Origin of the sequence: Ensifer sp. LC384 (assembly GCF_001695865.1) — a bacterium.
Taxonomy (GTDB): Bacteria; Pseudomonadota; Alphaproteobacteria; order Rhizobiales; family Rhizobiaceae; genus Ensifer.
Genome location: NZ_MBST01000001.1, coordinates 455,686 through 478,676, shown reverse-complemented (window position 1 = coordinate 478,676; position 22,991 = coordinate 455,686). Strand labels below are relative to the sequence as shown.

At 60.9% G+C, this 22,991-nt stretch carries 31 protein-coding genes; 6 read left to right on the top strand and 25 right to left on the bottom strand.

What is annotated here, in order from left to right; all coding sequences use genetic code 11:
- Nucleotides 1-114: 114 nt before the first annotated feature.
- The 24 genes from BC363_RS02420 to BC363_RS02295 form a co-directional block, all read right to left on the bottom strand.
- Nucleotides 115-702 (bottom strand): phage virion morphogenesis protein, encoded by a 588-nt coding sequence (locus tag BC363_RS02420; RefSeq protein WP_065786420.1) that lies wholly within the window; start codon nucleotides 700-702, stop codon nucleotides 115-117.
- Nucleotides 703-804: 102 nt separating this feature from the next.
- Complete coding sequence (locus tag BC363_RS02415; RefSeq protein WP_244519785.1) at nucleotides 805-2,352, bottom strand: PBECR2 nuclease fold domain-containing protein; 1,548 nt, start codon at nucleotides 2,350-2,352, stop codon at nucleotides 805-807.
- Nucleotides 2,349-3,737 (bottom strand): DUF935 family protein, encoded by a 1,389-nt coding sequence (locus BC363_RS02410; RefSeq protein WP_065786421.1) that lies wholly within the window; start codon nucleotides 3,735-3,737, stop codon nucleotides 2,349-2,351. Before BC363_RS02410 ends, BC363_RS02415 begins: the two co-directional genes overlap by 4 nt.
- Complete coding sequence (gene terL / locus BC363_RS02405) at nucleotides 3,734-4,987, bottom strand: phage terminase large subunit (protein WP_244519784.1); 1,254 nt, start codon at nucleotides 4,985-4,987, stop codon at nucleotides 3,734-3,736. The genes BC363_RS02410 and terL overlap by 4 nt, the downstream gene beginning before the upstream one ends.
- A gap of 398 nt (nucleotides 4,988-5,385) precedes the next feature.
- Nucleotides 5,386-5,883 (bottom strand): DUF1804 family protein, encoded by a 498-nt coding sequence (locus BC363_RS02400; protein ID WP_065786423.1) that lies wholly within the window; start codon nucleotides 5,881-5,883, stop codon nucleotides 5,386-5,388.
- On the bottom strand, nucleotides 5,883-6,215 hold the full coding sequence (locus BC363_RS02395) for a hypothetical protein (protein ID WP_065786424.1): 333 nt from the start codon (nucleotides 6,213-6,215) through the stop codon (nucleotides 5,883-5,885). Before BC363_RS02395 ends, BC363_RS02400 begins: the two co-directional genes overlap by 1 nt.
- Before the next feature lie 204 nt (nucleotides 6,216-6,419).
- Nucleotides 6,420-6,764 (bottom strand): hypothetical protein, encoded by a 345-nt coding sequence (locus BC363_RS02390; RefSeq protein WP_065786425.1) that lies wholly within the window; start codon nucleotides 6,762-6,764, stop codon nucleotides 6,420-6,422.
- Nucleotides 6,761-7,801, bottom strand: a complete 1,041-nt coding sequence (locus tag BC363_RS02385; protein ID WP_065786426.1) for a peptidoglycan-binding domain-containing protein — start codon at nucleotides 7,799-7,801, stop codon at nucleotides 6,761-6,763. The genes BC363_RS02390 and BC363_RS02385 overlap by 4 nt, the downstream gene beginning before the upstream one ends.
- A 99-nt stretch (nucleotides 7,802-7,900) precedes the next feature.
- Entirely contained in the window at nucleotides 7,901-8,302 is a 402-nt protein-coding gene (locus BC363_RS02380; protein ID WP_202618517.1) for a helix-turn-helix domain-containing protein, read from the bottom strand.
- Nucleotides 8,299-8,517 carry a hypothetical protein gene (locus tag BC363_RS02375; protein ID WP_065793273.1) on the bottom strand — a complete coding sequence of 73 codons (219 nt, stop codon included), beginning with the start codon at nucleotides 8,515-8,517 and terminating at the stop codon, nucleotides 8,299-8,301. Before BC363_RS02375 ends, BC363_RS02380 begins: the two co-directional genes overlap by 4 nt.
- Nucleotides 8,483-8,914: a regulatory protein GemA gene (locus tag BC363_RS02370; RefSeq protein ID WP_065787002.1), complete on the bottom strand. Its 432-nt coding sequence runs from the start codon at nucleotides 8,912-8,914 to the stop codon at nucleotides 8,483-8,485. Before BC363_RS02370 ends, BC363_RS02375 begins: the two co-directional genes overlap by 35 nt.
- 640 nt (nucleotides 8,915-9,554) lie before the next feature.
- Entirely contained in the window at nucleotides 9,555-9,794 is a 240-nt protein-coding gene (locus tag BC363_RS02355) for a hypothetical protein (protein ID WP_065786429.1), read from the bottom strand.
- A 7-nt stretch (nucleotides 9,795-9,801) separates the two neighbouring features.
- Nucleotides 9,802-10,332 carry a host-nuclease inhibitor Gam family protein gene (locus BC363_RS02350; RefSeq protein ID WP_065786430.1) on the bottom strand — a complete coding sequence of 177 codons (531 nt, stop codon included), beginning with the start codon at nucleotides 10,330-10,332 and terminating at the stop codon, nucleotides 9,802-9,804.
- Nucleotides 10,333-10,357: 25 nt separating this feature from the next.
- Nucleotides 10,358-10,531 (bottom strand): hypothetical protein, encoded by a 174-nt coding sequence (locus BC363_RS35010; RefSeq protein WP_161952426.1) that lies wholly within the window; start codon nucleotides 10,529-10,531, stop codon nucleotides 10,358-10,360.
- A 92-nt stretch (nucleotides 10,532-10,623) separates the two neighbouring features.
- Complete coding sequence (locus BC363_RS02340) at nucleotides 10,624-10,830, bottom strand: hypothetical protein (protein ID WP_065786432.1); 207 nt, start codon at nucleotides 10,828-10,830, stop codon at nucleotides 10,624-10,626.
- The gene (locus tag BC363_RS02335; protein WP_065786433.1) at nucleotides 10,820-11,203 is read right to left on the bottom strand and encodes a helix-turn-helix transcriptional regulator; all 384 of its coding nucleotides are present in this window, start codon (nucleotides 11,201-11,203) and stop codon (nucleotides 10,820-10,822) included. Before BC363_RS02335 ends, BC363_RS02340 begins: the two co-directional genes overlap by 11 nt.
- Complete coding sequence (locus BC363_RS02330) at nucleotides 11,185-11,781, bottom strand: hypothetical protein (RefSeq protein ID WP_083223718.1); 597 nt, start codon at nucleotides 11,779-11,781, stop codon at nucleotides 11,185-11,187. Before BC363_RS02330 ends, BC363_RS02335 begins: the two co-directional genes overlap by 19 nt.
- Entirely contained in the window at nucleotides 11,781-12,548 is a 768-nt protein-coding gene (locus BC363_RS02325; RefSeq protein ID WP_065786434.1) for an ATP-binding protein, read from the bottom strand. The genes BC363_RS02330 and BC363_RS02325 overlap by 1 nt, the downstream gene beginning before the upstream one ends.
- A 26-nt stretch (nucleotides 12,549-12,574) precedes the next feature.
- Entirely contained in the window at nucleotides 12,575-14,710 is a 2,136-nt protein-coding gene (locus tag BC363_RS02320) for a Mu transposase C-terminal domain-containing protein (protein ID WP_065786435.1), read from the bottom strand.
- Nucleotides 14,707-14,928, bottom strand: a complete 222-nt coding sequence (locus BC363_RS02315; protein WP_065786436.1) for a hypothetical protein — start codon at nucleotides 14,926-14,928, stop codon at nucleotides 14,707-14,709. Before BC363_RS02315 ends, BC363_RS02320 begins: the two co-directional genes overlap by 4 nt.
- A complete protein-coding gene (locus BC363_RS02310; protein ID WP_065786437.1) occupies nucleotides 14,925-15,383 on the bottom strand; it encodes a hypothetical protein in 459 nt (152 codons plus the stop codon). The genes BC363_RS02315 and BC363_RS02310 overlap by 4 nt, the downstream gene beginning before the upstream one ends.
- A gap of 1 nt (nucleotide 15,384) precedes the next feature.
- Nucleotides 15,385-16,374, bottom strand: a complete 990-nt coding sequence (locus tag BC363_RS02305) for a ParB N-terminal domain-containing protein (protein WP_065786438.1) — start codon at nucleotides 16,372-16,374, stop codon at nucleotides 15,385-15,387.
- Nucleotides 16,375-16,501: 127 nt separating this feature from the next.
- Entirely contained in the window at nucleotides 16,502-16,729 is a 228-nt protein-coding gene (locus BC363_RS02300) for a hypothetical protein (protein ID WP_065786439.1), read from the bottom strand.
- An 8-nt stretch (nucleotides 16,730-16,737) separates the two neighbouring features.
- Nucleotides 16,738-17,031: a helix-turn-helix domain-containing protein gene (locus tag BC363_RS02295; RefSeq protein ID WP_065786440.1), complete on the bottom strand. Its 294-nt coding sequence runs from the start codon at nucleotides 17,029-17,031 to the stop codon at nucleotides 16,738-16,740.
- Nucleotides 17,032-17,178: 147 nt separating this feature from the next.
- Here BC363_RS02295 and BC363_RS35285 point away from each other — a divergent pair, with 147 nt between their 5' ends.
- From BC363_RS35285 to tdh, 5 genes are all read left to right on the top strand, one after another.
- On the top strand, nucleotides 17,179-17,709 hold the full coding sequence (locus BC363_RS35285; RefSeq protein ID WP_065786441.1) for a helix-turn-helix transcriptional regulator: 531 nt from the start codon (nucleotides 17,179-17,181) through the stop codon (nucleotides 17,707-17,709).
- A gap of 134 nt (nucleotides 17,710-17,843) precedes the next feature.
- Entirely contained in the window at nucleotides 17,844-18,086 is a 243-nt protein-coding gene (locus BC363_RS02285; protein WP_065793270.1) for a hypothetical protein, read from the top strand.
- Nucleotides 18,087-18,179: 93 nt separating this feature from the next.
- Nucleotides 18,180-19,007, top strand: coding sequence for a hypothetical protein (locus BC363_RS02280; RefSeq protein WP_065786442.1), 828 nt, complete (start codon nucleotides 18,180-18,182; stop codon nucleotides 19,005-19,007).
- 509 nt (nucleotides 19,008-19,516) lie between these two features.
- A complete protein-coding gene (locus BC363_RS02275) occupies nucleotides 19,517-20,704 on the top strand; it encodes a glycine C-acetyltransferase (protein WP_065786443.1) in 1,188 nt (395 codons plus the stop codon).
- Between the two features lie 11 nt (nucleotides 20,705-20,715).
- Nucleotides 20,716-21,750 (top strand): L-threonine 3-dehydrogenase, encoded by a 1,035-nt coding sequence (tdh, locus tag BC363_RS02270; RefSeq protein WP_065786444.1) that lies wholly within the window; start codon nucleotides 20,716-20,718, stop codon nucleotides 21,748-21,750.
- A gap of 68 nt (nucleotides 21,751-21,818) precedes the next feature.
- On the opposite strand, the gene BC363_RS02265 is transcribed toward tdh, so the two are convergent.
- A complete protein-coding gene (locus BC363_RS02265; RefSeq protein WP_065786445.1) occupies nucleotides 21,819-22,277 on the bottom strand; it encodes a GyrI-like domain-containing protein in 459 nt (152 codons plus the stop codon).
- Between the two features lie 227 nt (nucleotides 22,278-22,504).
- Between BC363_RS02265 and BC363_RS02260 the strand changes: the two genes are divergently transcribed.
- Nucleotides 22,505-22,849 carry a GFA family protein gene (locus tag BC363_RS02260; protein WP_065786446.1) on the top strand — a complete coding sequence of 115 codons (345 nt, stop codon included), beginning with the start codon at nucleotides 22,505-22,507 and terminating at the stop codon, nucleotides 22,847-22,849.
- The last annotated feature ends 142 nt before the right edge of the window (nucleotides 22,850-22,991 follow it).

The window sequence follows — 22,991 nt, the reverse complement described above, 5'->3', positions numbered from 1 at the left end:
CGGCGATCGCGCGGCCTTACCGTTTGTGTCGATTTCTAACGGGGGTCTAACGCGGGTCGCCGACTTTTTCCGTATGTCCGGGGCCGCCAGCCGCCCACGCGCGTCTGTGGGCTTCTATTTCAAAGCCGGGTTTTCTGACTTCAGCCAGTCCTCTGCGATCTCGACGAGTATCTTTTCGTCCTCCTTTTTGACGCCAAGATACGGGCGAGCCGGGATCTTGATTTCGTGCGCCTTCACCGTCACGTCGCGGGCAAAGTTCGAACGGGACTTTTTTCGGAACGTCTGATCGAGCGTGTCGGTCTTGGCGTCGTAGTGCTGGTAGATGGTCTGCCGGCGTTCCTTCCTTTCGATCGTCGCGCCCAATTGGTGAGCGGCCGCATACGGCACAGGCGTGCCCAGGCGGGCTTCGTCATTCGTCACCGTCAGGTTAATCGACCCGGCGAGCCGGCCACGCGCACGCAGGATCTCGATGGGCACCAACCCGCGCTTTGCGCGCCGTTCGATCGTTGCCGGCAGCAACGGCTTCCACTTTTGACCATCCGGGCCGGTTTCCTTTTGGAAGTTATCGGCCGTCGAGTTCATGAGGTGCTCGCCGGCATTTCGGTAGAAGCCTTCACGGTTCGTCATGGTCCGGGTCAGCTTTTCCAGCGCTGCCCGCGCCTCCGCGTCCTCGACGGTTACCGTCTTGGTAATGCCCACCATCGACTTCTCCTTTCCGTTGGCCTACTATTCCCGCGTTGGGCACGCGATGACCGGTGATGGTCCAGGTAGCTCCCCGACACGAGGCCGGATCACCCTGGCCTTTTACTTTTTGGGCCGACTGTAGATCAGCTTGCCACCGCGACGTCGATCGAGCGCGTTGAAATCCGGCTTGCCCGTCTTCGTCGTGGTCACGTAAGCCGTGACAGCATTCCAGAATCGTTCGCCGATCTCGAAGACGACCATGAGGCCAGTTTTTGGATCAGCGCGAATGTACCGCCGATCGACGATCAACTCTTCAGCTTCGGGGTCGGCCGGATCGACCTTCCGAGCCACGCCGAGCCATACTTCGTCCGGGTCGAGGATCGCCTCTGCGAGCAGCGGCGTGAACGTGTGCCGCCCGCGCTTGGTCACCTTGATTGCCCCGCTGCGGTCGCGGAACAGTTGATCCGAGATCGGCAGCGGCGTGCCGGTGACATCCTCGAAGAGAACGGCGCGGCCGAGATCCGCACCGAACGGACGAAGGAACGCCCTGACGTATTCTTCGGGTGCGAGATCCTCGGGAAGCTGCGCGGCCGAAAATGCCCGCGCGGCCTTCACCAGTTCGTCGATCGGACGCGGGCGATCGATCTCGACGGCCATGCGCGGATTTTCGAGCGCCGGGGCTCCGGCCTCCATCAAAGACGATGGTACTAGCCCTTGCTCCCAAAGATGGCCCGGCTGGTAGTCCCACCCAAAGCCGACGCCTTGCGGTCGCTCCGTTAGGTTTCCGCTCACGGGATCGATCATCGGGGCGCGGAGATCCTCGGGGGCCGGATCGGGGCCGCTCTTGCCGCGCCGCCTCAAGTCCGCTTCCGAGAGCGTCCGGACGCCGCACGAACAAAACCAATCGTTCGGCGGGAAATGCTGGTCCCACCACGGGTCATCGTGGCGAAGAATCTTGCCGTGCCATTGCAGATGAAGGCGGCGTGGCACCTGCGGCCGGCGTGTCTCGCCGTGGCGGTACTCCCAAAACGGCCGCAGCCGCACGACGTCCGGATCGCGCATCTGTTTGAGGCGGCCGGCCATGTACGAAGTGCGGATATTGGTCTCGAAGATGACGCGGGTTCGCCAGCCGTACTTCCCTTTGTAACGCCAGCCGTAGCGCCCAACGATCTCGTCGAAGTCCTTGCGGAACTCATCGAGCCCGGAGCCTTCCCGCATTGCTTTCGCAATTGCCTGCTGGAAGTCGGTCAACATGGCCGTGTCGGTCGCGCCCGCAATGACGAAGGCGCGATCGTGAACGCCTCGCATCGCGTCGGTCCAAGCCTTGGTAGGCTTCACGCGCTTTTGCGTGAAAAACTCGATTTGCTCCTTGAACGGCTGGCTGAAGACATCGCCATCGGCAAAGTCGGTTGCTTCCTCGGCGTCAAGGAACACCGCTTCCCGACCGCGCAATGCGGCAGTCAGCAAAGCATCGCCCACCAGAAGCCCGAGGCGCTTGGACGACCATTTCGCGCCGAGCTGGAGTACGTTGGCGGCGGCCGTCGCAAAATCGGGTGCTTCAAGCGCTGCCTCGATCCCGTCCAGGCGCGCGCCGATCAGCCCGTCGCTTTCCGCCTCGAGGCGAGCAGTGACGTCATCAACGACGGCGTCGTCTTCCGCGAAGCTCACACATTCATGGAATTTTTTTTTTGCCCGCCAAGCATGGCGGCGAAGGCCGGGGAAGATTGGGCCGCCTGACGTACGTCGCGACCGCGCTTGCCGCCCTCCATGAAGCTGAAGCGGGCTTCGACGAGGCTCTTGACGGTCTCCTCCGACAGCCGCTCCGTAAGGCCGGATTGGGTGATGTAGTCGCGGGCGTGGGTGTCGTCGTCAAAGTTCGCGGCGACCATGAGGACGTCCTGAAGCGCTGAGTTTTCAGCGGTAGCCGCCTCCGCCTTCGCCTTGCGCGTCTCCGCCTTGTCGCGCTCGTTGCTCGGGCGGACACGATAGAGGAACGGTGCCTGCGCGCCGGGAAAGTTGTACTCGGTGATCCACGTTAACAACTGGCCGCGATAGGTATCAGAAAACAGGTCTCCGTCGCCGTCGACGAGCTTGTCCAGTTGGCCCTCATGGGTTTCCGATGCCGCGCGCGATCCGGCCGACCCGATATCCGTGGTCAGGGTTTCCCCCGTCACGGTGATCGAGATCTCTTTGTTCCAGTAAGCGAGGAAGCCTTCGTAGCTCACAGAACCGGAACGGGAAGCCTCCAAGAACTCAACGTCCGTTCCAACGGGGACGATCAGGGCAGAGCTCGTGCGGACCCGCTGAAGGTTGTTCAACAACTTGCTCTGTTCGTCGTTTAGGCTGCCGTAGGGCGTTTTGCCGACGACGGTTGGGCCGGCGTACTTGTCAAGGAAATGGAGCCAGAAGGCGATACCTTCCCGCTTGAACAGCACTGGCCAAAATAGCCGCGTCCCAAGCCCGAGGCCGTAAGGGTTGTTGCCGATAACGCCGACCCGGTGAACAATGAACTTGCGCTCCGGCAATTCCATGCCCAAGCGCATATCGTGCAACGTTAGAAGGCGGGGCCGCCAGTCTTCGTTAAAACCGAAACGACGCTGGTCATGCGTAACGATCTCGGCCGGGACGATATGCCGGCCGTCGCGCTTCCACACGACTTCCTGAACCGCGTAGCCCTTCAGCGTCGCCCCGCCGACCATCTCTTCGGTAAGGCGATCAAAGGGGAGCGCCTTCAGGCGCTCACGGCAAAAGTCGGCCGCCTCTACGTCGATCGGAGCGTCTGAGGCGGCCGTAACCTCCCACTCGCGCTGGATCAGTTGCTTTCGCCGTTTTTGGAGCACGGCGTGAGCGTGGCCGTCGCGCTCGATCTCGTCATAGATCTTGAGCCCCTTGCCGCCGCCCCGCTGGATCAGCGTATCGTCGGCATGCTGCAAGAGGCCCGAATAGAACGGGATCGTGATGTCGTTGCGGGCGGTCGCAATCAGCGTCTTGGCATCGGCCGGCAGGTTCTTGCGCTCGGCCTCGGTCAGCGTGCCTTTTCTTCTCTTGCTCACAGTCTGTAGTCTCCGAGGGTTTCATCGCCGCCGCCAGAGGCCATCAGCATCCCGCCGCCGCTGCCGGCCGTGGCGCCACCCGAATAGTGGACGGCGTTTTGCCAGAGCATGTCGAGGCAATCGGGGCCGTCGTCGTGATCGGCATTCGGCCATTGCTGCAGTTGGTCGATCATAGTTTGCTGGGTCGGATGGAAACGAATGAGCCCGGCCGCGACTGGCGGCTGAAGTCGCTCAATCCGCAGCATCTTGTCGGCGTTCGGCACAACGGGAACCGCCGAGAGCGGGACGCCCTGCTTGACGGCTTGCGACATGAGGCTCGTACGCAAGAATTCCTGAAACTGGACGGCCTCAATGAACCACAGCACCGCGCGGTACTCGCGCTGCAAGGTGATGATGTCTGAGATGATGATGTCAGGGAGCCGCTTGCGGATAGATGCCTCAACCAGATCCATTTTGCCGGTCAGGCGATCCATGCCACCGATCAGGATAGCGGACGGATCGCGCCCCTTGCCGTGTTTGCCGAGAGACGGATCACAGGCGCCGAAAAAGATGAGGTTCGAAACCTTCAGGTTCCAAAAGATCAGTTTGCCGAAGGGATTTCCTTCGCTGATGGGTTTGTTCTGATACTCGGTCTGGAAGGCGTCATGAGAGCCGGCGCGTTCAAGCATGAGGAAGATGAGCGGCTGCACCGACGGCCAATTGACCACCGCGCCTTCGTCCATCGCCTGCTTGTTCTCCGCGTAGTAAGCGCGGGCAGCGTCTTCGCCGTCATTCTGATAGACCTCCTCGAATTTGTCCCAAAGGTCCATGCGATCCGGCCATTTGACGATCGCCTGGAATTCAGTGACGCGCCAAACGGGCGACTTCGCCGCCCGGATAAGAACAGCGTCGAAATGCAGAACGGTGCCCACCCATATGACGTCCATCGACCCGTCAGGGGGACCGACTTTGAGGGCGGCGCGGTTGATCCAGTTTTCGAGCTTCTTGCGTTGTTCCGGCGACCTGACGTTCTCGTCGTTTTCCAGATCGTCGAAGAACATGAGATCCGGGCGGTAAGGGCCGTGCCTGCGGCCACGGATCTTTTGCAGCGCGCCCAAACCTTCAACGCGAATATTATTCCGGGTGACGAACTCCCCCTCGCGCCAAACCCGGCCCTCCCCGAAGACCTCGGCGAAATCGTACTGCAAGCGCGGGTTCGTGGTTAGCTCGGCCTTCAGAGCCTCGATCAAGAGCGCGGCCTGGCTGTACACATCGCAGACTTCGAGGACGTAGCGCTTCAGGTTTCTAACGATGCAATAGAGCGCGAAACCAAGCGACAGGTGTGTCGATTTCGAAGATCCGCGGGGCGCGACAAAGAGGTCGCGAACGCCCTTCACGACCGCCAAGATTTGCGGGCAGCGCTTGAAAATCTCCTGATGGAATAGGCTGTGATCCCCGCGCACATAGTGCGGGAGGTAGGTCTCCATGAAGAACTGAAACCCGGTCTCCGGGTCTGCTACCTTCGCCAGTCGATCGCGGCGCGCGGCCGGATCGGCGGGGAACGCTGACACGGAAAGCTCGATCCAGCGCGAAAGGTCTTCCGCCATGCCGGCAATCGCTTCACGGAAGTCCTTCGCGTTGGTCTTGGCCTTCAGAACCGGGCGCTTAATCATGCGTAGATGCTCGCGAGCCGCTCGCCGAACGGTTCAATGATTTCGAGGATGACGCCGACGTGCTGCGGGAAGTTCTCGCGAACGAAGGTGATCAACTGCCCCATGACGTCCTGGGCGACGCCAAGCTCCGAGATCTTCGGCGCAAGCTTCCCAGCCGAAGCAGTCATCTTCGTCATCGCGTCGGCAAGCGCGACGAGGTGCTTGACCTTCTGATCCAGCGCCAATTCGCCGTTCTTTATCTCGTCCAAGAGCGACTGCGCCATGATCATGAAGTCTTCGACCACCGACGATACGACGGTCTCGATTCCTTCACCGGCCAAAATGCTCGCCGATCGCGCGATATCCCAATCGTCGCCGGCTTCCTTGGCAGCTTTCTTCCAGCGCCCGATCGTCGCCTGTGAGACACTCAGCGTCATCGCGATCGTCGCGATGGTCATGCGCCGATAAATGTAATCGGATCTGGCCTTGCGGCGGGTTTCCTGATCGCTCGCCATCAGCCGTCGCGTCCCTTCCAAATACCGAGGAGCGACCGAAGGAACTCCGGCGGATCATTAGAAACGCGGCGCAACCAGATAATCAGATTGCGTCCGGTGATCCCGTAGGCGGCAGCAACAGCATGGCCCCACGTGCCCGAGCCGCTGGCAGCGAAGAATTCGAGGGTCGCCTCGGTTGCGACGGCGGCGACGAACATGCCGGCCGCCACCGAGCCGATGGCCGTCAGCCAATCATGGCTTCGCCACTCGATTGCGACGGATAATGCAGCTGCGATCGCCGACGACGCTAGCGTGGCGACCTTCAGGCCAAAGACAGTTTCGGGGCCGGTCATCTGCTCCAGTTTTCCTTTTCGACATCGTGATACTGCTGGACGACGCGGCCGTGCCGTTGCCGGCACTCTTTCAGAGCCAGCCTTTGACGGCCGACCTCGGCGCGCGCGTCCGCGCCGGCTTTGGGGTCTGGATCGGGGCAAGGTTCCTCGTCTTGTGCCGACAGGGGCGGCACGCCGCGAGGCACCGGCACCGGGATCTTCCGGTCATCGGATGTCGCGCAGCTGGCGAGCATCATCAGGGCTGAGAACGCAAGCAGCGTCCGGCTGAAGCTCATGCTGGTACTCCTCAAGCTTTCGGCGCGCGTCCGCCAGTTCGACAGCGTCGGCCTTGGATCGCTCGGCGGACGCTCCGTAGATCTTTCGGTAGGTTTCGATGACTTGTTGGAGGCCTTCGTTTTGTGCCTTCAAGGCCGATTGGTCGCGGGCAGCCGTTCCGACGCTACGACCGTGCATGTAGCCGGCCCCATAGGCGCCCGCCGTGGCGATCAGGGCAGCGGCGGCGGCCTTCAATACAGTCGCCAGCCCGAGCGCGCGTAGGACGGCAATCATGCGCGACGGCCGGTGCGGTGATCACGCACGGCCTCGCGGCCGGCCAGGATCGACTGGTAGGCGACATAGAGGCCAACGGCGACAACACCCCAGCCGAGAGCCGGGCCGAACCGTTCGATGGTGTGACTGAAGACGCCCATGTTGGCGGCGACCTCGGTAACGGCCCCGGTCGATTTCTCGACCATGCCCAGCAATCCCCCGCCGGCCAGTGCGAAGCCGGCCACGCGATTGTTAGTCGATGCCTTGGCAGCAGCGGAGCCTTCCGCAGCGAGGCTTTTCAGCGTTGCGCCCGCGCGCTGCTCGCCGATCACACGCGGCTTGGCGTCCTTCATCGCCTCTCGCGTAGCCGGGCCGACCTTGCCGTCTGCGATCAGGTGATTGTCAGCTTGGAAGGCGAGCACAGCCGCGCGTGTCCGATCGCCAAAATCGCCTTCGATCTTGCCGACGAAGTAGCCAAGCGCGCTTAAGCGCTTCTGCACGTCGAAGACGCCGCCGCTCTTGTCGCCATGTTTCAGCACCATCGTGCGGCCCGCACTGGGCTCTTCCAGATGCTCGATGCCCGGCATCCTCGGCATGGAAATGTCGCGGTTCGGCGCGGTCGGGTCACGCGGTAGCTTGCCGGCCGACAGCCCGAGGACGCGCTTATAATCGAAAACGGGGCACGCCTTCCGAGCCACCTCGCAGTGGCCGTGGAACGTGACGGCGCCGCCGTAGGCATTATTGATCTGCTGGCAAAGCGACAGAACCGTGGCGTACTGCGCGGCCGTGAAGTTCTCGGACTTCAGACCGTGGAGGCAAATGGCAATCGTGCCCTTGTTGTTGCCCTCCTGGGCGGCCGGTGTGATTTCGAGATCCCGGCCGATTTCAAGCTCCCCAGATTTCCGGATGAAGAAATGGTAGCCGACGCCTGCCCAGCCACGTTGCTTGTGCCACAGGTCCATCGTGGCGACGTTGTCGTGGGCCGGGTTATCGGATGCGGAGCAGTGAAGGAAAACGCGGCTGACGGGGCGTTTCGGGGCGCGGAAGCGGTAGTTCATTTGGCCTCGCAATGGCTTGAAGCATTGCGGTCAAACTACGTCTTAGGGCGGACCTATCGCCCGGCCCAAAGGTCCGGCCTGTCTCGGCCGGTAACCGGGCTACTCGTCGGCGAAAAGGTCGATCTGGTTTTGCGGCGGGGCCGGCTTGTTCGCCATGCGCCTCACGTGCCGTTGCGAGATCCCGAGCATCCGGGCGATCTCGCGGCGCTCCTTCCCGTCTGCCTGCAAATTCAAGACGTCCATCCGCGCCGAGCGTCGTGCCCGCATATGGGGCACATACATGAGCCCCCCGGACAGGAAACTACATAGCGCGCTTGCGTCCTCGTTGCCAAGCGCCACGACGATCGGATGATCTGCGGCGGGCTTCTTCGGCGGTTTGATCTCAGTGCCGCCGAAGTGCCTGATGAGCTTTAAGGCGATACGTAAGCCGAGCGTCTCGGCGAGATCACGAAGGGAATCGGGCAGAGCTTCGATTTGAGAAGATTGGGACTGTGTCGTCACGGATAGACCGCTCCGACTGCTGCCGCGATCGCGGCTTCATTCTGCTGGACAAACCGCAAAGTGCGAAGCGCTGCCTCAAGCTGCTTGCGGTGAATTTCATGGTGGCCCTCGCGAAAAATTCCGGGGCCGCCATGTCCAATCGCCAACTCTAGTGCGGCGACCTGGCTGTCAATGCTGACGCTATTTTTCGGCGTTGCGCCGTTCTTCGGGTACATTCTCCATTCCCCGTCTCTCCATCATCTTCAGGGTCTCGATGATGGGCGATGCCTGCTCGTACGTTAGAAAGTCCGGGTCGCTGACCGTGGTCCGGGCGCTTACGAAGGACCGCAATGCATTGCGGGAGCCGTCTGCAATAACGCCCTTCCGGTGACACGACGCCCACAGAGCATGCACGAGGCGGACGTACGGCTTAATCGAAGCCGACAGGCGCTTGCCGCCCGACTTCACACGGAAGCCCAGGCGTTTCATTTCTTCGACCACGGCGAGGCGCTGCGGCTCTGTCATTTCGCGCACGGACGCGAGACCGGTGACCCGGACAAGCATGGCCCGGTAGTCTTCGTCGTCGAGGCCGAGCTGCTGCCGGGCGATGTTAATAATTGCCTTCGTGTTCATGGTTTTACCTCGCTTGTGCGCCGTTACGGTTGTCTCTAAGGTCCGCCGCAACGACAGGGAGAAAATGAAATGGCGTTGGTAGTTTGCTGCGATTGTGATGGCCGCGTTTCGGAGAAGGCCAGAACCTGCATTCATTGCGGAAATCCGCTACTTGAAGACCGGCCCGGCGTAATCGGAATGGGCCTCCGGTTCGTTTACGGCCTCTTCTGCATCGCGCTGGTCGTGGTCGTAGTCTTGGCCGCCTCACAAGCCGGGCCGCGACCGTCAGAGCGCCTCATGATTGGCTTGATCGGCGCGGGCGTTTGGTTCGGCGTATCGATCGCGATCGCGGTGCTTCTCTATGTGACCCGCGCCGGCCGCGTTGAGCGTGTGGCCGGCGCGGTCAAGACCGCCTAATTGGCGGCTATTGCCTTTGCTTCCGCCTGCCGTTCCAGGTGGGCGGCGGCGACCGCTGACGAGCCGGGGCAAGGCGTCAGGTAGGAGATCGGCGTGCCGCCCCGAACGTCGAAAACCGAGCCGCACTGAAACAAGACCGTAAAGCTGGCTTGATCCCCCGAATGAACCCTCGCCGCCGCCCCGCAAGCAGGGCAGTTCGACTGGTCCCGTAGGGTGTCGATACGAACGGCCGTTAGACGCTTGTTCATGCTGCATCCCTTTCCTCGGGGATCACGTCGACAAAGAACTTCGGCATGAATATCCGGGCGTAGACGTGTTCGACCGTCCAACCGGCTTGCTCCGCTTCACTCCACGCCTCATCCGTTGCGAACAATGAGCGGATGGCGTCCGCTTTGCCGGCGCGAAAGCTATGCGGCAAAAGGGTGTTTTCGGGCGTGCAGAGCGCCCAACCTTCCGACAACGCTTTGACGGGTTTCTTCGCCATGGGAAGCTCACGCGGCCGTCTGCGAAGTTTCAATTTCGGCCGGTTCGATCACGAAATCTTCGCCCTCCGATGAAATTGAGACCCCCGCGATCTGGCGCGCCTTGTCAGGGTCCGCCAGCATGGCGTCCTTGTTCAACTCTTCCTTGACGCGAAGGAACCGCTTCAGCCCGAGCTTCTTGCAGGCCTCAATCACGGTCTCGACCCCACGGATTGCCACCTTCGGAGGGCGCTGACGCCAATTTATTCGCCCGGTTCCGAACTCGTGAAACTTCACTTTACCATCGCTCGTAAGCGACAGCCGGTTAGCCTCGCACCACGTCTGCACCCCCTTTTCATGCTCGCCCAGCTCCGCGACGAGATCTGCGGTATTGGTCTCCAACTCCTCGCCGGCTTTTCGGATGACTTCGTCCGCCTCCGATTTACGTTGCGCGATCAAACGACGTAGGGTGCCGATGCGGCCGATCGCCCACACCGCGTCTTCGCGAGATTGCGGAACACGAGAAAGGGCCTTCGATTTGTTTTTCAGTGCTGCTTTCATTTGACTTTCCTTGGGTTGCAAGATGTTAGGCCGCGCCGTTTCCGGGCGGAATTACGCCTTCGCGCCGCGCGTCGAGCCACGCGGCGAGAGGAATGACATTGGGGTGAGAAACGGCATCTGGGGCTGCGAGATCCGCGCCCGCGAGGCGGGCCTCCATCTCGGCGCACTGTTGAACGCAATAGGTCAGGATGCCGCTCAAGGTCGGGAGAACGTCCGCAGGGAGAGGTTCACCGGCCAAGGCCATACGGGCAATCGAGAGGTTCAACCTGTTTAGATAATCAGAGGTCCGGATCATTCCCCGAGCCCCCCGACATCATCCGCCAGCAGCGCGCCATGCAGAACTACGTGCGGCCGCCCGCAAAGTGCCTCTATTCGGCTCTCCATGTTCCGCGCTTCGATCTCCCACGCTCGCAGCGCCAAGACGAAGCTATGCGGATCCACGTCGATGGCTCCGGCGGAAAGCCGTTCGCGCATCGCGTGCAAGGCGTCAGACAGCATCGCCGCCCTCCTTTTCCCTAACGCTCTTTTCCGGGCATTTCTGACAGGCGACCCAATGGCGAAGGCCCGCCGGGTCGCTCATTGTCATCGGGGCCGTGCAGAAGGCGCGGCACTGGTCGGGCGTGATGGAAGCGTGAAGGTGCGGGCACCAGACTCGGTGTGCGTAGAGCGCCATGACCTTGTTCGCGATCTTCCGCTCCACCTTCGTCGTTCCGGCCGTGTACTTGCCCGCGATCAGCAGCGAGACCGCCGTGCGAGAAATGCCGAGTTCGTCAGCAATCGCCTGCTTCGTAACGCCGGGCTTTTCGGCCTGGGCGCGAAGCACGCCCAGCCATTCAGCGTCGGGAAGCGTCATCAGCGCGACTTGTCGCATGTCACATCCTCCCGAGTGTTGAAGTCGTGAACGACGCCGAGAGTGGTCCTGTAGACCGGCGCGATCGGACCGCTGTCGCGCAAGAGCCGAAACCGCTTGAATCCGTTAGACCTGAGCCGCGTGCCGCGCTGGCGAACCGGAAGCTCGGCGACATAGCCGGCCCATTTCAGGTGCCGGATGTAGAGGTTGGCGTTGTCCACGGGGTCCTTGCCGCCACGGTCGGCCGCGATTATCAGATCGCCGGCCGTGAACGTCGGAGACATCCGCATGGCCGTCCAAAGCCTTTGCCGGAACGTGTCCCTGTAGGGCTTGCGCTCGCCAGTAAATGGCCGCCATGGGCCAGATTTGATGACGTCACCTGCGGCCACCGCCGCGAGCCCGGTTTCGGTGAGTTGATAGCAACCCTTTTCAACCCGCTCGGCGTGATCCCGAAAGATCAAACTGCACGCGCCGTCCGAGATTTGTCGGCGCGTAAGCTGAAGGCTGCTTGCCAGTTCGTCGATCGTGCAGCATGCGCCATCGGCGAGGTGATACAGGATCTTGGTCGGGATCTCCCCTTTGCCCATGTGGTCCGTCATCACAGGACCTCCGGGACCATGACCGGCTGGTTAGTGCGGCGATCGTTGATGATGATCTGGCCCGCCATCTCCCGCATAGTAACGCCGGTCGGCCCGACGTCGGATCGGAGACCGAAGCGCTCGATGTTGGCGATCGCCTCCAAGGTTTCACGATTGAAGCCCTGGCTAACGGTCAGCACGAAATCGACGAGGCAATCAGCGACTTCGACTTCGCACCGTTGCTTGATCAGCCCCCGCACATCCTCCTTGCTTGCTTTCTCAAAGCGAACCTTCTGCGAGATGCGAGATGCCACCTGCGGGAAACGTGCCAGATTGTCGTTGATGCGGCCCATGCCGACGAGGATTGTCGGCAACTCGATCATGTCCGAAATGTCGCGGATCGTTTCGAGGATCGAAGCCTTCGAGGAAACGTGATCCGCCTCGTCGATTACGAGGCCGAAGGATTTGCGTTCCATCATCGCCGTGCTCTGGCGGAAAGCCAGTTCCTGAAGCGCGGTCGCATACTTCTTCTGGAAGGCGTGCGGCGGGTTAACCCGCATCGCTTCCAGCAACTCATTCATGAACCAGTTGGGGGTCCATTCCTTCTTTGCGCGAAGGTAGATGCACCCGTTTTGGGCGACCCAATGCTTCAGTGTCGTCGTCTTGCCTAAGCCGGGTTGGCCGTCAACGACGACCAAGCAGGCCTCTTGAGCGCCGCGCTCTTCCAACGCGGAGAGCGCCGTGAGGAAGCGCTTAACATTGCTGGTTTGGACAAATGCGTTTTTCATGTATTTCCTCGTGTTGTAGAAGCCTGTCAGGCAGCGGCGCGGATGACGTTTCGAAGGGCATCGACGTCGATGCCTGACAGGCGGAAGAGTTCAATTGCGGCCGGCTTTTGGAGGCAGTTCCGCAAGACGCGAACTTGGTTACTCGTTAGGTTGTCCGGGTTCTTCAGAGCCCACGCGGCCAAATCTTCATCAGACGCGAAGGTAAGCTTCCGGGGTGGATCAGCAGGCTGCTCGGCCGACTGATGTTCGGTGATGAGGGTGACATTGCCGGCCGGGACCAACGCGGGCTCCGGGTCGATATCGATGACCGGCATCGGCGCGACAGCGGCCCCTTCGAGAAAGCGGCTGGGCGACAGTTCGGCCTCGACCACCGACAACTTGTCCTGCAGGCGCTTTGCCCGCGCGTTGGCGCGCTTTTCGAGAGCGGCCCGCTCCATCGTAAGCGGGATGTAGCGTTCCTCGTTGCCGGCAAAGATCGCGACGCAAATCAAACGGCCCATGCGCTCTTCGCCGGACTTCCGATCGATCTCGCGGACCCAAACCTTCGACGCATCGTGAACGTCGTAACCGACCAGAACGTCGTCGCCGTCAAACTCTTCCAGGGCGAGGTGGAAGTAGCTGTTGGTCAGGAAATCGACCATTGCGCGACGCGTGCGGCGCTTCACGTAAGGGCGGAAAAGATCATCGCGCTCGCTATCGAGAACGGGCACGATCTCAAAGCCGGTCGAGACATGAAACTCCCAATACTGATCCGGCGACATGTTGCCCGGCAGGGACGCATGGGGCCGCGCGTTGTAGGCCGCAATCGCGTCATTGCAGGCGTCAATGAACTCCTGAAACGTCGGCAGGCGCCGGCTTGTGCCGAGTTGCTTCATGTCGCGCCGGGTCTCTTTGAAAACCCGCTGCTTGGCCTGTCGGTCCATCAGCGCGCCGGCATATGTGTCGAAGGTTTGGGCGAGCGGGTTCCAGACCGAGCCGTTGAACCGCTCGATGATGCCGCGCGCCTGCGAGTTGTACGGGAGCGAATGCAGCTTCGTGATCCCGAGGCGCTCCACAAGGCCGGTCAACTGGTCGTCAAGGATCTCGTTCTTAAAGCCCGGCCCACGGTCGACGTAGAAGATCGCGGGGATGCCCGACCGCTCGCAAGAATGGCGGAGCGCGTCGACGACGCCGCCCGAATTTTCCGCCAAGCCGACTGAGAAGCCGACGCAACGCCGGGTGGCTACATCGACGACCGATGTGATTTCCGGCTTGAAAGGCTGGCCGTGTATCGGGTGCGCCACTTCGGCGTCGAAGGTCTTGCCGTCCGACGTGTAGACGCAAGTCGGCAGCAAATCCGCGGTTGACCGCATCACGTAGGCTTGGCGGCTTTTCAGCGTCAACGAGCCTTCGCGTCCGCGATGCTTCTCGACGTTGCCGAGCCGCGCCATCAAGCGACGGACTTGATCGTAGCTCGGCGGCATGATGTGCGCGGGCAGCGCCTTGGTGAATTGCTCTAATGCGTCAGTAAGGCACGGCTTCTGCGGTTGCGCGTAGAAGCGAAGGAATTGCCAGAACCAAGACGGCATATCCTGCTGCTCTTTGGTCGGCAGCGGCGCGAGAGCTGCAACGCCTTGCTCGTCGCGCGCTTTGAACCAGCGCTGGACGGTACGCATGCTGATGTCGCGGTCTTGGCTGGGGCGATCGTTCGCGGCCACCAACATACGATCCATCACGTTGAGCGCTTGCGGGTTGCCAACGAAGGCGTCGATCGCTTGTCGCCGCGAGAGACCGTTAGAAATCTGGTAGGTCTCGATCGCCGACAGGATAGCGGAACGCGCGGTCATAACGTCGCGCTGCCGCGCCGTAAGGTCGGATGTGGACAACGCCTCGCGCCTCGCGACTTCGCGCCGCTGCTGGTTCTGCTGTGCGACCAGCACCACAGACCGGCTGTGCTCGGCCTGGAGCGCGGCTTGCAGGGCGTCCGGCAACAGGGAAACGTGGTATTCCCAACCGCCGCCCCGGCCTTCGCGCTTGCGGCGAAGATTGTCGGGCAATCCGGCCCAACCGCTGCGGGTGATGTGGTCGATTACGCCCTGTTTCGTATGCGGCATCGCCTTCAGCTTCAGGCGCTTGCCCGCGTCGGCAATCTCTTGCGCGTTGAGGAAGACGATGAAGCTCATTCTTCGCCTCCCATGGCGCGCGACTTCTGCCGCCAGCCGTTGAGTTCGAAATGAGAGATCGAATAACGGCGGCGCAGTTCGTCCGGCACCTCTGCGCCGTGGTAGCTCAACCGTGCATACTCGCGGATGGTCTGCCGCAGGGGGCACAGGTCGGAATTGTCGTCGCAATCGGGCAACGGGCACGTGAAGCAGGGGTGAATGTCGGCTCTCGCGGTCATTTCAGCCCCCTCACACGGCCCATACGGGCGTCGCGCTGACGGGTAAGCTCTTCGATCTCGCGATCGGCGCGCCAAATCTCGATGATGTCGGCGTAGCGTTCCGGCACGGCGACGAAACCGGCCTGTTTGCAGATGAAGGCTAGGAGATCGTAGCATTCTGTCGCGTCGAGCAGCGCAATGAAGCGCTCGACTGTGATTTTGTGGTCTTTGCGTGCGGGGCTGGCGTAGCCATCAAGCATGTTCTCGGTGACACGCTGACCGAGGTACTCGGTCATCTCGTCGGCAATCTCGGTGCGTGTCTTGCCCGACTTCTGCATGGCCACAGACAGGACGCGGGCGATTTGAACGTCGAGCGTTCCGCCCTTGACCAGTTCAGGGTCGCAGCGCGCCGCGACTTCTTCCGGCTGGTAGTCGCGGAATATATCAAGCGTGAGAGTGTCGCGGCGCTTTGTCATCTCAGATCGCGCCCCGGCGCTTCAGGGAGGCGACTATGCGCGCCTCGTTGGCGGCGACGATCTGATCCAGTTCGTCATCCTTCATGTCAGCGAAGATTTTCGTGAGCGTGGCAATGCCCTGCTCCATCCGAGACACCCGCTCAAGGAGGCGGTCTTGGTTGGTCGCAAGCACCGCGTCCAACTCGCCGTCCTTCAGAGCGGCAAGCGCCTTGTTCACCCCGTTGAATTTCTTTTCGACGTGGGTTGGTGCGCGCCCGTTCTCGATGACGGTCAACGCTTCTTGAACGTTGTTCGCCTTCGGTGGATCCGAGAACAGTAAGTCCAGAACGTTCTTCTGGATCGGGTGGGTCTGCTCTGAAAGCGCCCTGAGATTGGTCTGGTGACCGGCCAGCCAAGTGCCGACACAACGGGCGCGGGATGCGACCGACAGATCCTTCCAAATCTTGACGGCGGTTTCGATCGACCGGCGGGAAAGGCCGATCTTCTCGGCGGTATGCGCTGCGAACGAGAATATTTCGGGCGCGGCATGGTCCGCGGGATCAGACCGCAATTTTTGCGTTCTGGTTTCCGACCGTCTGTCCCCGCCATTCTTCGCGTCGGGATGCAAGCGCTCATAAGCTTGCTTGAGGTCGTAGAGATGGTGGCAGCGATCAAGCGCGCTCAATTCGGCGCGGGCGAGGTTCTCCATGACTTCTTCCAACCTCGCCTCATCGTCAGAGGCGGCGTTAGAAATTGTCGAGCGGACCCGCTCCCAGCCATTCAAACGGGCGGCTTCCAAACGGCGGAGACCGGCGACGAGGCTGTAGCGGTTCCCAACCATGCGGACCCGCACGGGGTGGAGCATCCCTTGTGTAGCGATGATTGCAGCGAGCGCCGCCGCCTCTTCCGGGTCGAACGACCGGGCGCGATCTTCGGGGATGTCGATGTCGGTGATTTTGATGTCTTGCTCCGCTGCTGCGCGGATTTCGGGAAGGTCGATATGAACGGTCATGCTGTACCTGCGAAGGGTGCGGTGATCTGGATCGCGGAGCCGCCGCTGGAGGTCGGCGGCCCCGCCTCGTTCCGCCCTGGACGCAAGACCGGATCAGCGCGGAAAACAGGAAACGGATGGCCGGGCGCTATGCGCCGCCCGGCAAGTACCCAAGCTCTCGGGCCATCGACAGCCAGCCCTCGCGGAACAAATCCCGGGCGGTAGCGTGGTGTACCCAGCAACGGCTGTTGCGCTCCCACCATCGGTCAAAGGAGAGATCGGCGGGTACGATCAGCGCTTGCTCGGAGGTGTAGCCCTCGACAGCGTTTCGGATCTCGCGATCCGTCACGTCAGTGGCCGGCTGAATGGCTGACATAGGCGCCTTCATGCAGCCACTCGGACGTCAGCGCGTGCCTTCGCGATTTGACTTTCTAACGCGGCGTGTTTTGCGCTATCAAAGATGCGAGACGTCCGAACGGGGTAGCGATCGGGCCAGAGTTCTTCGGGCTTGCGCTCGATGAACTCGGCAATGATTGCCTCGGCTTTTCGGTGGGTGTGCGTCTTGACCTTTCGGCAAGTCGACGGGTCGAGACCGTGCAGCGTGGCAAGCTTGGTCATCGTCATCTTCCGACGATGGACTTCCGCCACGATGCCCTCCCAATCGAGAGCTTTGCTCATAGGATTTCTCCCTGCTCAAAGCGGGTGTTGGCGCACCCGCTTTTTGTTGGAACTCTGTTCACGTTCGTGGACCACAACAGTGGTTCACTAAGAGGGAGATATAACAGAGATTCTCTGTTTTTAAAACAGGGAAGCTCTGTTTATGGCATGGCGCGAAAAGCGATCGCAAAAACACCGCTTGGTCAAAGGCTTACCGCTGTTAGAGAAGCGCTTGGCTATCCCTCACGGCTGTCTTTTGCACAGTTTTTGAAGATGAATCCGGAGACGTTGGGCGGTTATGAACGCGGCGATTCGGTTCCCGACCTTGAATTCTTCGCAATGTATAAATTGCGTTTCTCTGTTAATCTGGATTGGCTGATTACCGGAGAAGGGGAAATGTTCCTGCAGGACTCGCCGATTTCCGAGTTCAAGGCGGAGGCCAACACTGGGGTCGATATTGGCCTAATCACGCGCCTCGCGGACAAAGTACAAGTGACGCTTATCCAGGTGAAACAGAAGGCCGCGCAAAGGCGCGTGACCGAAGAAGCCGCGAAGCTCTATAACGAACTCCTTCGAACCGTGGACGACATCACGGATAGCGACGAGGTCGAAGCGGCGACAACCCTCCTGATCTACCAACTGAAAAAGCGGCTTCAACAAGCTGAAGCCGAGCCCGGCGCCGGCAAACGTTCGGCTTGATGTTAGTCAAATCGTTGATTGTAGGCTGGATGACGGCGGCATCAGTAGTTGCGGGTAGTTGCGTAATCGTTACAACCAACGCGACCGCCTACAAAATAGTTTGTTCTCGCTACGTTCACATTTAAAATGGGCGGATGAGAAACTTCGTTGACGAGCGCAAACGCTATTCCAGGCTCACCCTTGGCGGCCTCGACGCACACTGGGTTTTGTATGGAGACTGCGCCCGCTGCCCCAACATCGGCTATATCGATCGCTGGGAACTCGCCCGCCGTTTCGGTCACACTCAGCGAATGAAACCGCTTGAAACTAAACTATTCTGCCGCCGCTGCGGCAACAAAGAATTCAACTGTTTCACCGTCGCGCCGATGCAGCGTTAAACGTCAACTTTCCTCTACATTTTCTAACGGCCGGATATCGCCAGGGCGCGGCAACCTCTGGTAATCAAAGCCGGGTCTAGCAAGGGGGAAATTATGAGCGAAACCAAGACGAAGGGCCGCGCCTTTTGGGTGCTGACAGCGTTCACGCTGGTTTACTTTGCGATCTACTACTTTCTTCTCGTCGAGACGAAGGAGTGTACGGACGCATCAATTTCCCCCCACTGGTTCAAAGGATTCTTTGACACCTACTTGGGCTGCGTCGGCGTCAACGAACTGGGCGACGCGTTGGCGGGCGCCTTCGCTCCCGTCGCCTTTCTCTGGCTGGCAGGCGCAGTCTTTATACAGTCGCAGGAACTCGCAGCTCAACGCGAAGAGTTGGATGAAACTCGCAAGGTGATGAAAGAGCAAGTTCTAGAGACGCGCGCATCGACCACACTGCTCGGGGAGCAAACCGGGATCCTTCGGCGACAGCACGAATTGAAGGAACAGGAGATCGCGGACGACCAGTTTGATGCAATGATAAGAGGGTTTAGAAGCATAGTTGAGCGCTTCGACGGGGTGCTGGTTCACATCGTTTATCCCGACTCAATTTACCCGGAGTGGAAAGGCTCACTCCTCGAAATGGGAAAAGTGCGTAGCGACGAAGACTTCTTCATAGATCTCAACGTCGGCGTCGCTTCGGTCACCGAGAGGATAAATCGACCCCTGCGGGACGGGATACGCGTGGCGATCAGACGGCCCCAGGTGAGGGAAATTGAATCGCTTCGCTCTGGCCTCCCGTTCCTCCTTCGACACGTTGATAAGCTCTCTCCCGCCTACACGGTAAAGGCGTCGTCTTTCGGCATGGCAATTCTATCGGACGCCCTCGCGAGTCTCGTGGCAGCGGCGACAGCGCCCGGCGTTGAGAAGCCCCAGGAGTAAGTCGCTTTTTTCGGTTTACACTTCCTCGGCTTCCCGGAGTTCGCCTGCTTCTAAATTTCGCTCGTGATTTCAATATGATGCTTCAACTGTCAAGTTAGCTCGCATTCCGTCAGCTGATTTGACAGTTTTGATTGGGGATTAACGTCGTCCCGCAGGGGCCGGCTCCCCACGTCACGGGTCTGCGCGGGAAGGCTTCCGCTCCCCGCGCACACGGTATGCCCTAGAGCAGCAAGGATTGCGGGTATGCGTTCTCGTAAACGCGATTGACGGAACATTGCGCGAAGAATGCGTGAATCTGTGCCAAAGGATGCGCGCTTTATCGGCTGTTTTAGGTGCACTTTTGCAAACTGGCCCCGCCCCCGTCCTCCCCCGTTAGAGCCTCAGAGCCTTATCTCTCAGGGCTTTGAGGGTATCGAGTGGGCGGTTGTCGACTATGACAAAGGTATCACCCCCCTACAGTGGTACTCGTCTGGCACGAAACGTCCTTTTCACAGCGAAAGCGGCCCGCCATGACCTCAGCCTTCTTGTCCCACCTTCGTTCCGAACTCGGCGGCCTGAAGTCATCAGGTCTTTACAAGTCGGAGCGGGTGATCGTGTCGAAGCAAGCGGGCGAGATCGAGGTTGCCTCTGGCGAACGGGTGCTGAACTTCTGCGCCAACAACTACCTCGGCCTTGCCGACAACGAAGAACTGGCCGAGGCCGGCAAAAAGGCGCTCGACCGTTACGGCTACGGCATGGCGTCGGTGCGCTTCATCTGCGGCACCCAGGAAGAGCACAAGCAGCTCGAGGCGCGCATCTCCTCCTTCCTCGGCATGGAAGACACGATCCTCTATTCCTCCTGTTTCGATGCCAATGGCGGCCTGTTCGAGACGCTGCTCGGCGAAGAGGACGCGATCATCTCCGACGCGCTGAACCATGCCTCGATCATCGACGGCGTGCGCCTCTCCAAGGCCAAGCGCTTCCGCTATGCCAACAACGACATGGCAGCGCTCGAGGAAGAGCTGAAGAAGGCCGAAGGCAGCCGCTTCAAGCTGATCGCCACCGACGGCGTCTTCTCGATGGACGGTATCATCGCCAATCTGCAGGGCGTGTGCGACCTCGCCGAGAAGTACGGCGCCATGGTCATGGTCGATGACAGCCACGCGGTTGGCTTCGTCGGCAAAAACGGCCGTGGCTCGGCCGAACATTGCGGTGTCGAAGGCCGCGTCGACATTATCACCGGCACGCTCGGGAAGGCGCTCGGCGGCGCCTCGGGCGGTTACACCTCTGGCAAGGCCGAGGTCGTCGACTGGCTGCGCCAGCGCTCGCGGCCCTACCTGTTCTCCAACACGCTGGCGCCGGTGATTGCGGCTGCCTCGCTCAAGGTGTTCGACCTTATCGAGAACGGCGATGCACTGCGGGCGCGACTGTCGGCGAACGCGACGCTGTTTCGCACGGAGATGTCGAAGCTCGGCTTCACGCTTGCCGGCGAAGGCCATCCGATCATCCCGGTGATGCTGGGCGATGCGGCGCTGGCGCAGGAGATGGCCGCACGCATGCTCAAGAAGGGCGTCTACGTCATCGGCTTCTCCTTCCCGGTGGTGCCGAAGGGGCAGGCGCGCATCCGCACGCAGATGTCGGCCGCCCACAGCGATGAGGACGTGCGCCGCGCGATCGCCGCATTCGAAGAGGTCGGCCGCGACCTCGGTGTTATCTGAGGGAGGGGTCCATGACGAACATGATGAAGGCGCTGGTCAAGACGAAGCCCGAGGTCGGGCTTTGGATGGAGCGGGTGCCGGTGCCGGAGGTCGGACCGAACGACGTTCTGATCAAGGTGAAGAAATCGGCCATCTGCGGCACCGACGTGCACATCTGGAACTGGGACCAATGGGCCCAAAAAACCATTCCGGTGCCGATGGTCGTCGGCCATGAATTCATGGGCGAGATCGCCGAGGTTGGCTCGGCCGTCACCAAGTATCACGTCGGCGAGCGCGTCTCGGGCGAAGGCCACATCGTTTGCGGCAAATGCCGCAATTGTCGCGCCGGCCGCGGCCACCTTTGCCGCAACACGCTCGGCGTCGGCGTCAACCGGCCGGGCTCGTTCGGCGAATTCGTCTGCCTGCCGGAATACAATGTCGTGCCGATCCCCGACGATGTGCCGGACGAGATCGCCGCGATCTTCGATCCCTTCGGCAATGCCGTGCACACCGCACTCTCCTTCGACCTCGTCGGCGAGGATGTGCTGGTGACCGGCGCCGGACCGATCGGCATCATGGGCGCGCTCGTTGCCAAGCGCTCGGGTGCGCGCAAGGTGGTCATCACCGACATCAATCCGACGCGGCTGGCGCTCGCCAAAAGCGTCGGCATCGACCATGTGGTCGATGCCTCCAAGGAAAACCTCGCCGACGTGATGAAATCGATCGGCATGACCGAGGGTTTCGACGTCGGGCTTGAGATGTCGGGTGCGGCACCCGCCTTCCGCGACATGATCGACAAGATGAACAATGGCGGGAAGATCGCCATTCTCGGCATTGCGCCTGCCGGTTTCGAGATCGACTGGAACAAGGTCATCTTCAAGATGCTCAACCTGAAAGGCATCTACGGTCGCGAGATGTTCGAAACCTGGTACAAGATGATCGCCTTCGTCCAGGGCGGGCTTGATCTTTCGCCCGTCATCACCCATCGCATCGGCATCGACGAGTTCCGCGACGGCTTCGAGGCCATGCGCTCCGGCAACTCCGGCAAGGTGGTGATGGACTGGTAAGACCGGGCGCTTCGGCGCGGTGTCGCAACCCACAAGGCCGCGCGTTCCACGGATGCGCGGCTTTTTCGTCAGTTGGCAAGGCCGAACTGGATCTCGATCTCGTGGTAGCGGGCTCCCGGGCCTGCCCAGCGGTGATAGATCTCGCGGCTCTCGCCGGAGAAATTGTGCCTGCTCATCTCGATCTTTGCTACCAGCGGTCCATAACCTCGGGTGAACAAGCTGCGCATCGGTCCCTGATGCAGGGTGGACGCCACCATGATCGGCTCGAGCTCGATCATATCCAGTGCCCCACGATAGCCGCCGTCGCCTTCCACCGGGCGGCAGATGCGCCAGTCGAACAGGGTGTTGGCATTGTTGGGCAGGTTCTGTGCAATAAAGATCCACGGCCCAGCGGGTTTGAGCCCCGCCCGTTCGATTTCCGCGTCGATCTTCGGCGCCAACTCGGCGGCCGCATGCCTGACGTCGGCAAGGGTGATCCTGCGCGTCACGCCGATGACGCGCATCGCGTCTGTTTCCTTGATGTTCATCCGGGCCTCCGTTCGTGGACAAAAAGTCATTCGAGATCGGGTCGCAGGCAAGCGAAAACCCGGAATAATGTTGCGAACTCACAGGCGAAGTCCGGCATTTCAGGAATTGTTTTGCGTCTTGGCAGCCGGCGTCCGCTCCGGCTTGTTCGCCGACTTCTGCGCACTATCTTTGCCGACAGTCGCGGGTGATTGCGATCAACGGTTGTGACGGCCAAAGGAACCAGTGCATGCGTTACGAGGGAAGTTGCCATTGTGGGAAGATTGCTTTCGAGGTCGAGGGAGACTTCGCCGAGGCGATCGATTGCAATTGTTCGATGTGCCGCCGGCGCGGCGGATTGCTGGCCTTCGTTGCGCGTGACAGCCTGAGCCTGAAGACACCGAGGGCCGATCTTTCGACCTATGAATTCAACAGGCATGTCATCAAGCATCATTTTTGCGCCCATTGCGGCATCGCGCGCTTCGGCGAGGGGGACGGCCCCAACGGGCCGATGGCGGCCGTCAACCTGCGCTGCCTGCCGGAGTTCGACATCGAGGCGGTGAAGATCGTCAAATACGACGGGCTATCGGTGTAACTGGCGTAGAGGGTAGAGCTATGGTTGCGCGATCCGCGAGGGCGCAATTTGGCCTTGCCGATAAACAGCATCGACCCTTGTCTTTCTACGGGCAGCGCCTACATGTTCAGCGGAAGCTGATAAACACCAAAAACCGTGAACT

What these genes read in the sequence shown, in the direction of transcription:
- BC363_RS02420 (WP_065786420.1), bottom strand. Translation starts at nt 702, where the DNA reads ATGGTGGGCATTACCAAGACGGTAACCGTCGAGGACGCGGAGGCGCGG.
- BC363_RS02400 (WP_065786423.1), bottom strand. Translation starts at nt 5,883, where the DNA reads ATGGCGAGCGATCAGGAAACCCGCCGCAAGGCCAGATCCGATTACATT.
- BC363_RS02395 (WP_065786424.1), bottom strand. Translation starts at nt 6,215, where the DNA reads ATGACCGGCCCCGAAACTGTCTTTGGCCTGAAGGTCGCCACGCTAGCG.
- BC363_RS02390 (WP_065786425.1), bottom strand. Translation starts at nt 6,764, where the DNA reads ATGATTGCCGTCCTACGCGCGCTCGGGCTGGCGACTGTATTGAAGGCC.
- BC363_RS02385 (WP_065786426.1), bottom strand. Translation starts at nt 7,801, where the DNA reads ATGAACTACCGCTTCCGCGCCCCGAAACGCCCCGTCAGCCGCGTTTTC.
- BC363_RS02375 (WP_065793273.1), bottom strand. Translation starts at nt 8,517, where the DNA reads ATGTACCCGAAGAACGGCGCAACGCCGAAAAATAGCGTCAGCATTGAC.
- BC363_RS02370 (WP_065787002.1), bottom strand. Translation starts at nt 8,914, where the DNA reads ATGAACACGAAGGCAATTATTAACATCGCCCGGCAGCAGCTCGGCCTC.
- BC363_RS02355 (WP_065786429.1), bottom strand. Translation starts at nt 9,794, where the DNA reads ATGGCGAAGAAACCCGTCAAAGCGTTGTCGGAAGGTTGGGCGCTCTGC.
- BC363_RS02350 (WP_065786430.1), bottom strand. Translation starts at nt 10,332, where the DNA reads ATGAAAGCAGCACTGAAAAACAAATCGAAGGCCCTTTCTCGTGTTCCG.
- BC363_RS02340 (WP_065786432.1), bottom strand. Translation starts at nt 10,830, where the DNA reads ATGCTGTCTGACGCCTTGCACGCGATGCGCGAACGGCTTTCCGCCGGA.
- BC363_RS02335 (WP_065786433.1), bottom strand. Translation starts at nt 11,203, where the DNA reads ATGCGACAAGTCGCGCTGATGACGCTTCCCGACGCTGAATGGCTGGGC.
- BC363_RS02330 (WP_083223718.1), bottom strand. Translation starts at nt 11,781, where the DNA reads ATGACGGACCACATGGGCAAAGGGGAGATCCCGACCAAGATCCTGTAT.
- BC363_RS02325 (WP_065786434.1), bottom strand. Translation starts at nt 12,548, where the DNA reads ATGAAAAACGCATTTGTCCAAACCAGCAATGTTAAGCGCTTCCTCACG.
- BC363_RS02320 (WP_065786435.1), bottom strand. Translation starts at nt 14,710, where the DNA reads ATGAGCTTCATCGTCTTCCTCAACGCGCAAGAGATTGCCGACGCGGGC.
- BC363_RS02315 (WP_065786436.1), bottom strand. Translation starts at nt 14,928, where the DNA reads ATGACCGCGAGAGCCGACATTCACCCCTGCTTCACGTGCCCGTTGCCC.
- BC363_RS02310 (WP_065786437.1), bottom strand. Translation starts at nt 15,383, where the DNA reads ATGACAAAGCGCCGCGACACTCTCACGCTTGATATATTCCGCGACTAC.
- BC363_RS02305 (WP_065786438.1), bottom strand. Translation starts at nt 16,374, where the DNA reads ATGACCGTTCATATCGACCTTCCCGAAATCCGCGCAGCAGCGGAGCAA.
- BC363_RS02300 (WP_065786439.1), bottom strand. Translation starts at nt 16,729, where the DNA reads ATGTCAGCCATTCAGCCGGCCACTGACGTGACGGATCGCGAGATCCGA.
- BC363_RS02295 (WP_065786440.1), bottom strand. Translation starts at nt 17,031, where the DNA reads ATGAGCAAAGCTCTCGATTGGGAGGGCATCGTGGCGGAAGTCCATCGT.
- BC363_RS35285 (WP_065786441.1), top strand. Translation starts at nt 17,179, where the DNA reads ATGGCGCGAAAAGCGATCGCAAAAACACCGCTTGGTCAAAGGCTTACC.
- BC363_RS02285 (WP_065793270.1), top strand. Translation starts at nt 17,844, where the DNA reads ATGAGAAACTTCGTTGACGAGCGCAAACGCTATTCCAGGCTCACCCTT.
- BC363_RS02280 (WP_065786442.1), top strand. Translation starts at nt 18,180, where the DNA reads ATGAGCGAAACCAAGACGAAGGGCCGCGCCTTTTGGGTGCTGACAGCG.
- BC363_RS02275 (WP_065786443.1), top strand. Translation starts at nt 19,517, where the DNA reads ATGACCTCAGCCTTCTTGTCCCACCTTCGTTCCGAACTCGGCGGCCTG.
- tdh (WP_065786444.1), top strand. Translation starts at nt 20,716, where the DNA reads ATGACGAACATGATGAAGGCGCTGGTCAAGACGAAGCCCGAGGTCGGG.
- BC363_RS02265 (WP_065786445.1), bottom strand. Translation starts at nt 22,277, where the DNA reads ATGAACATCAAGGAAACAGACGCGATGCGCGTCATCGGCGTGACGCGC.
- BC363_RS02260 (WP_065786446.1), top strand. Translation starts at nt 22,505, where the DNA reads ATGCGTTACGAGGGAAGTTGCCATTGTGGGAAGATTGCTTTCGAGGTC.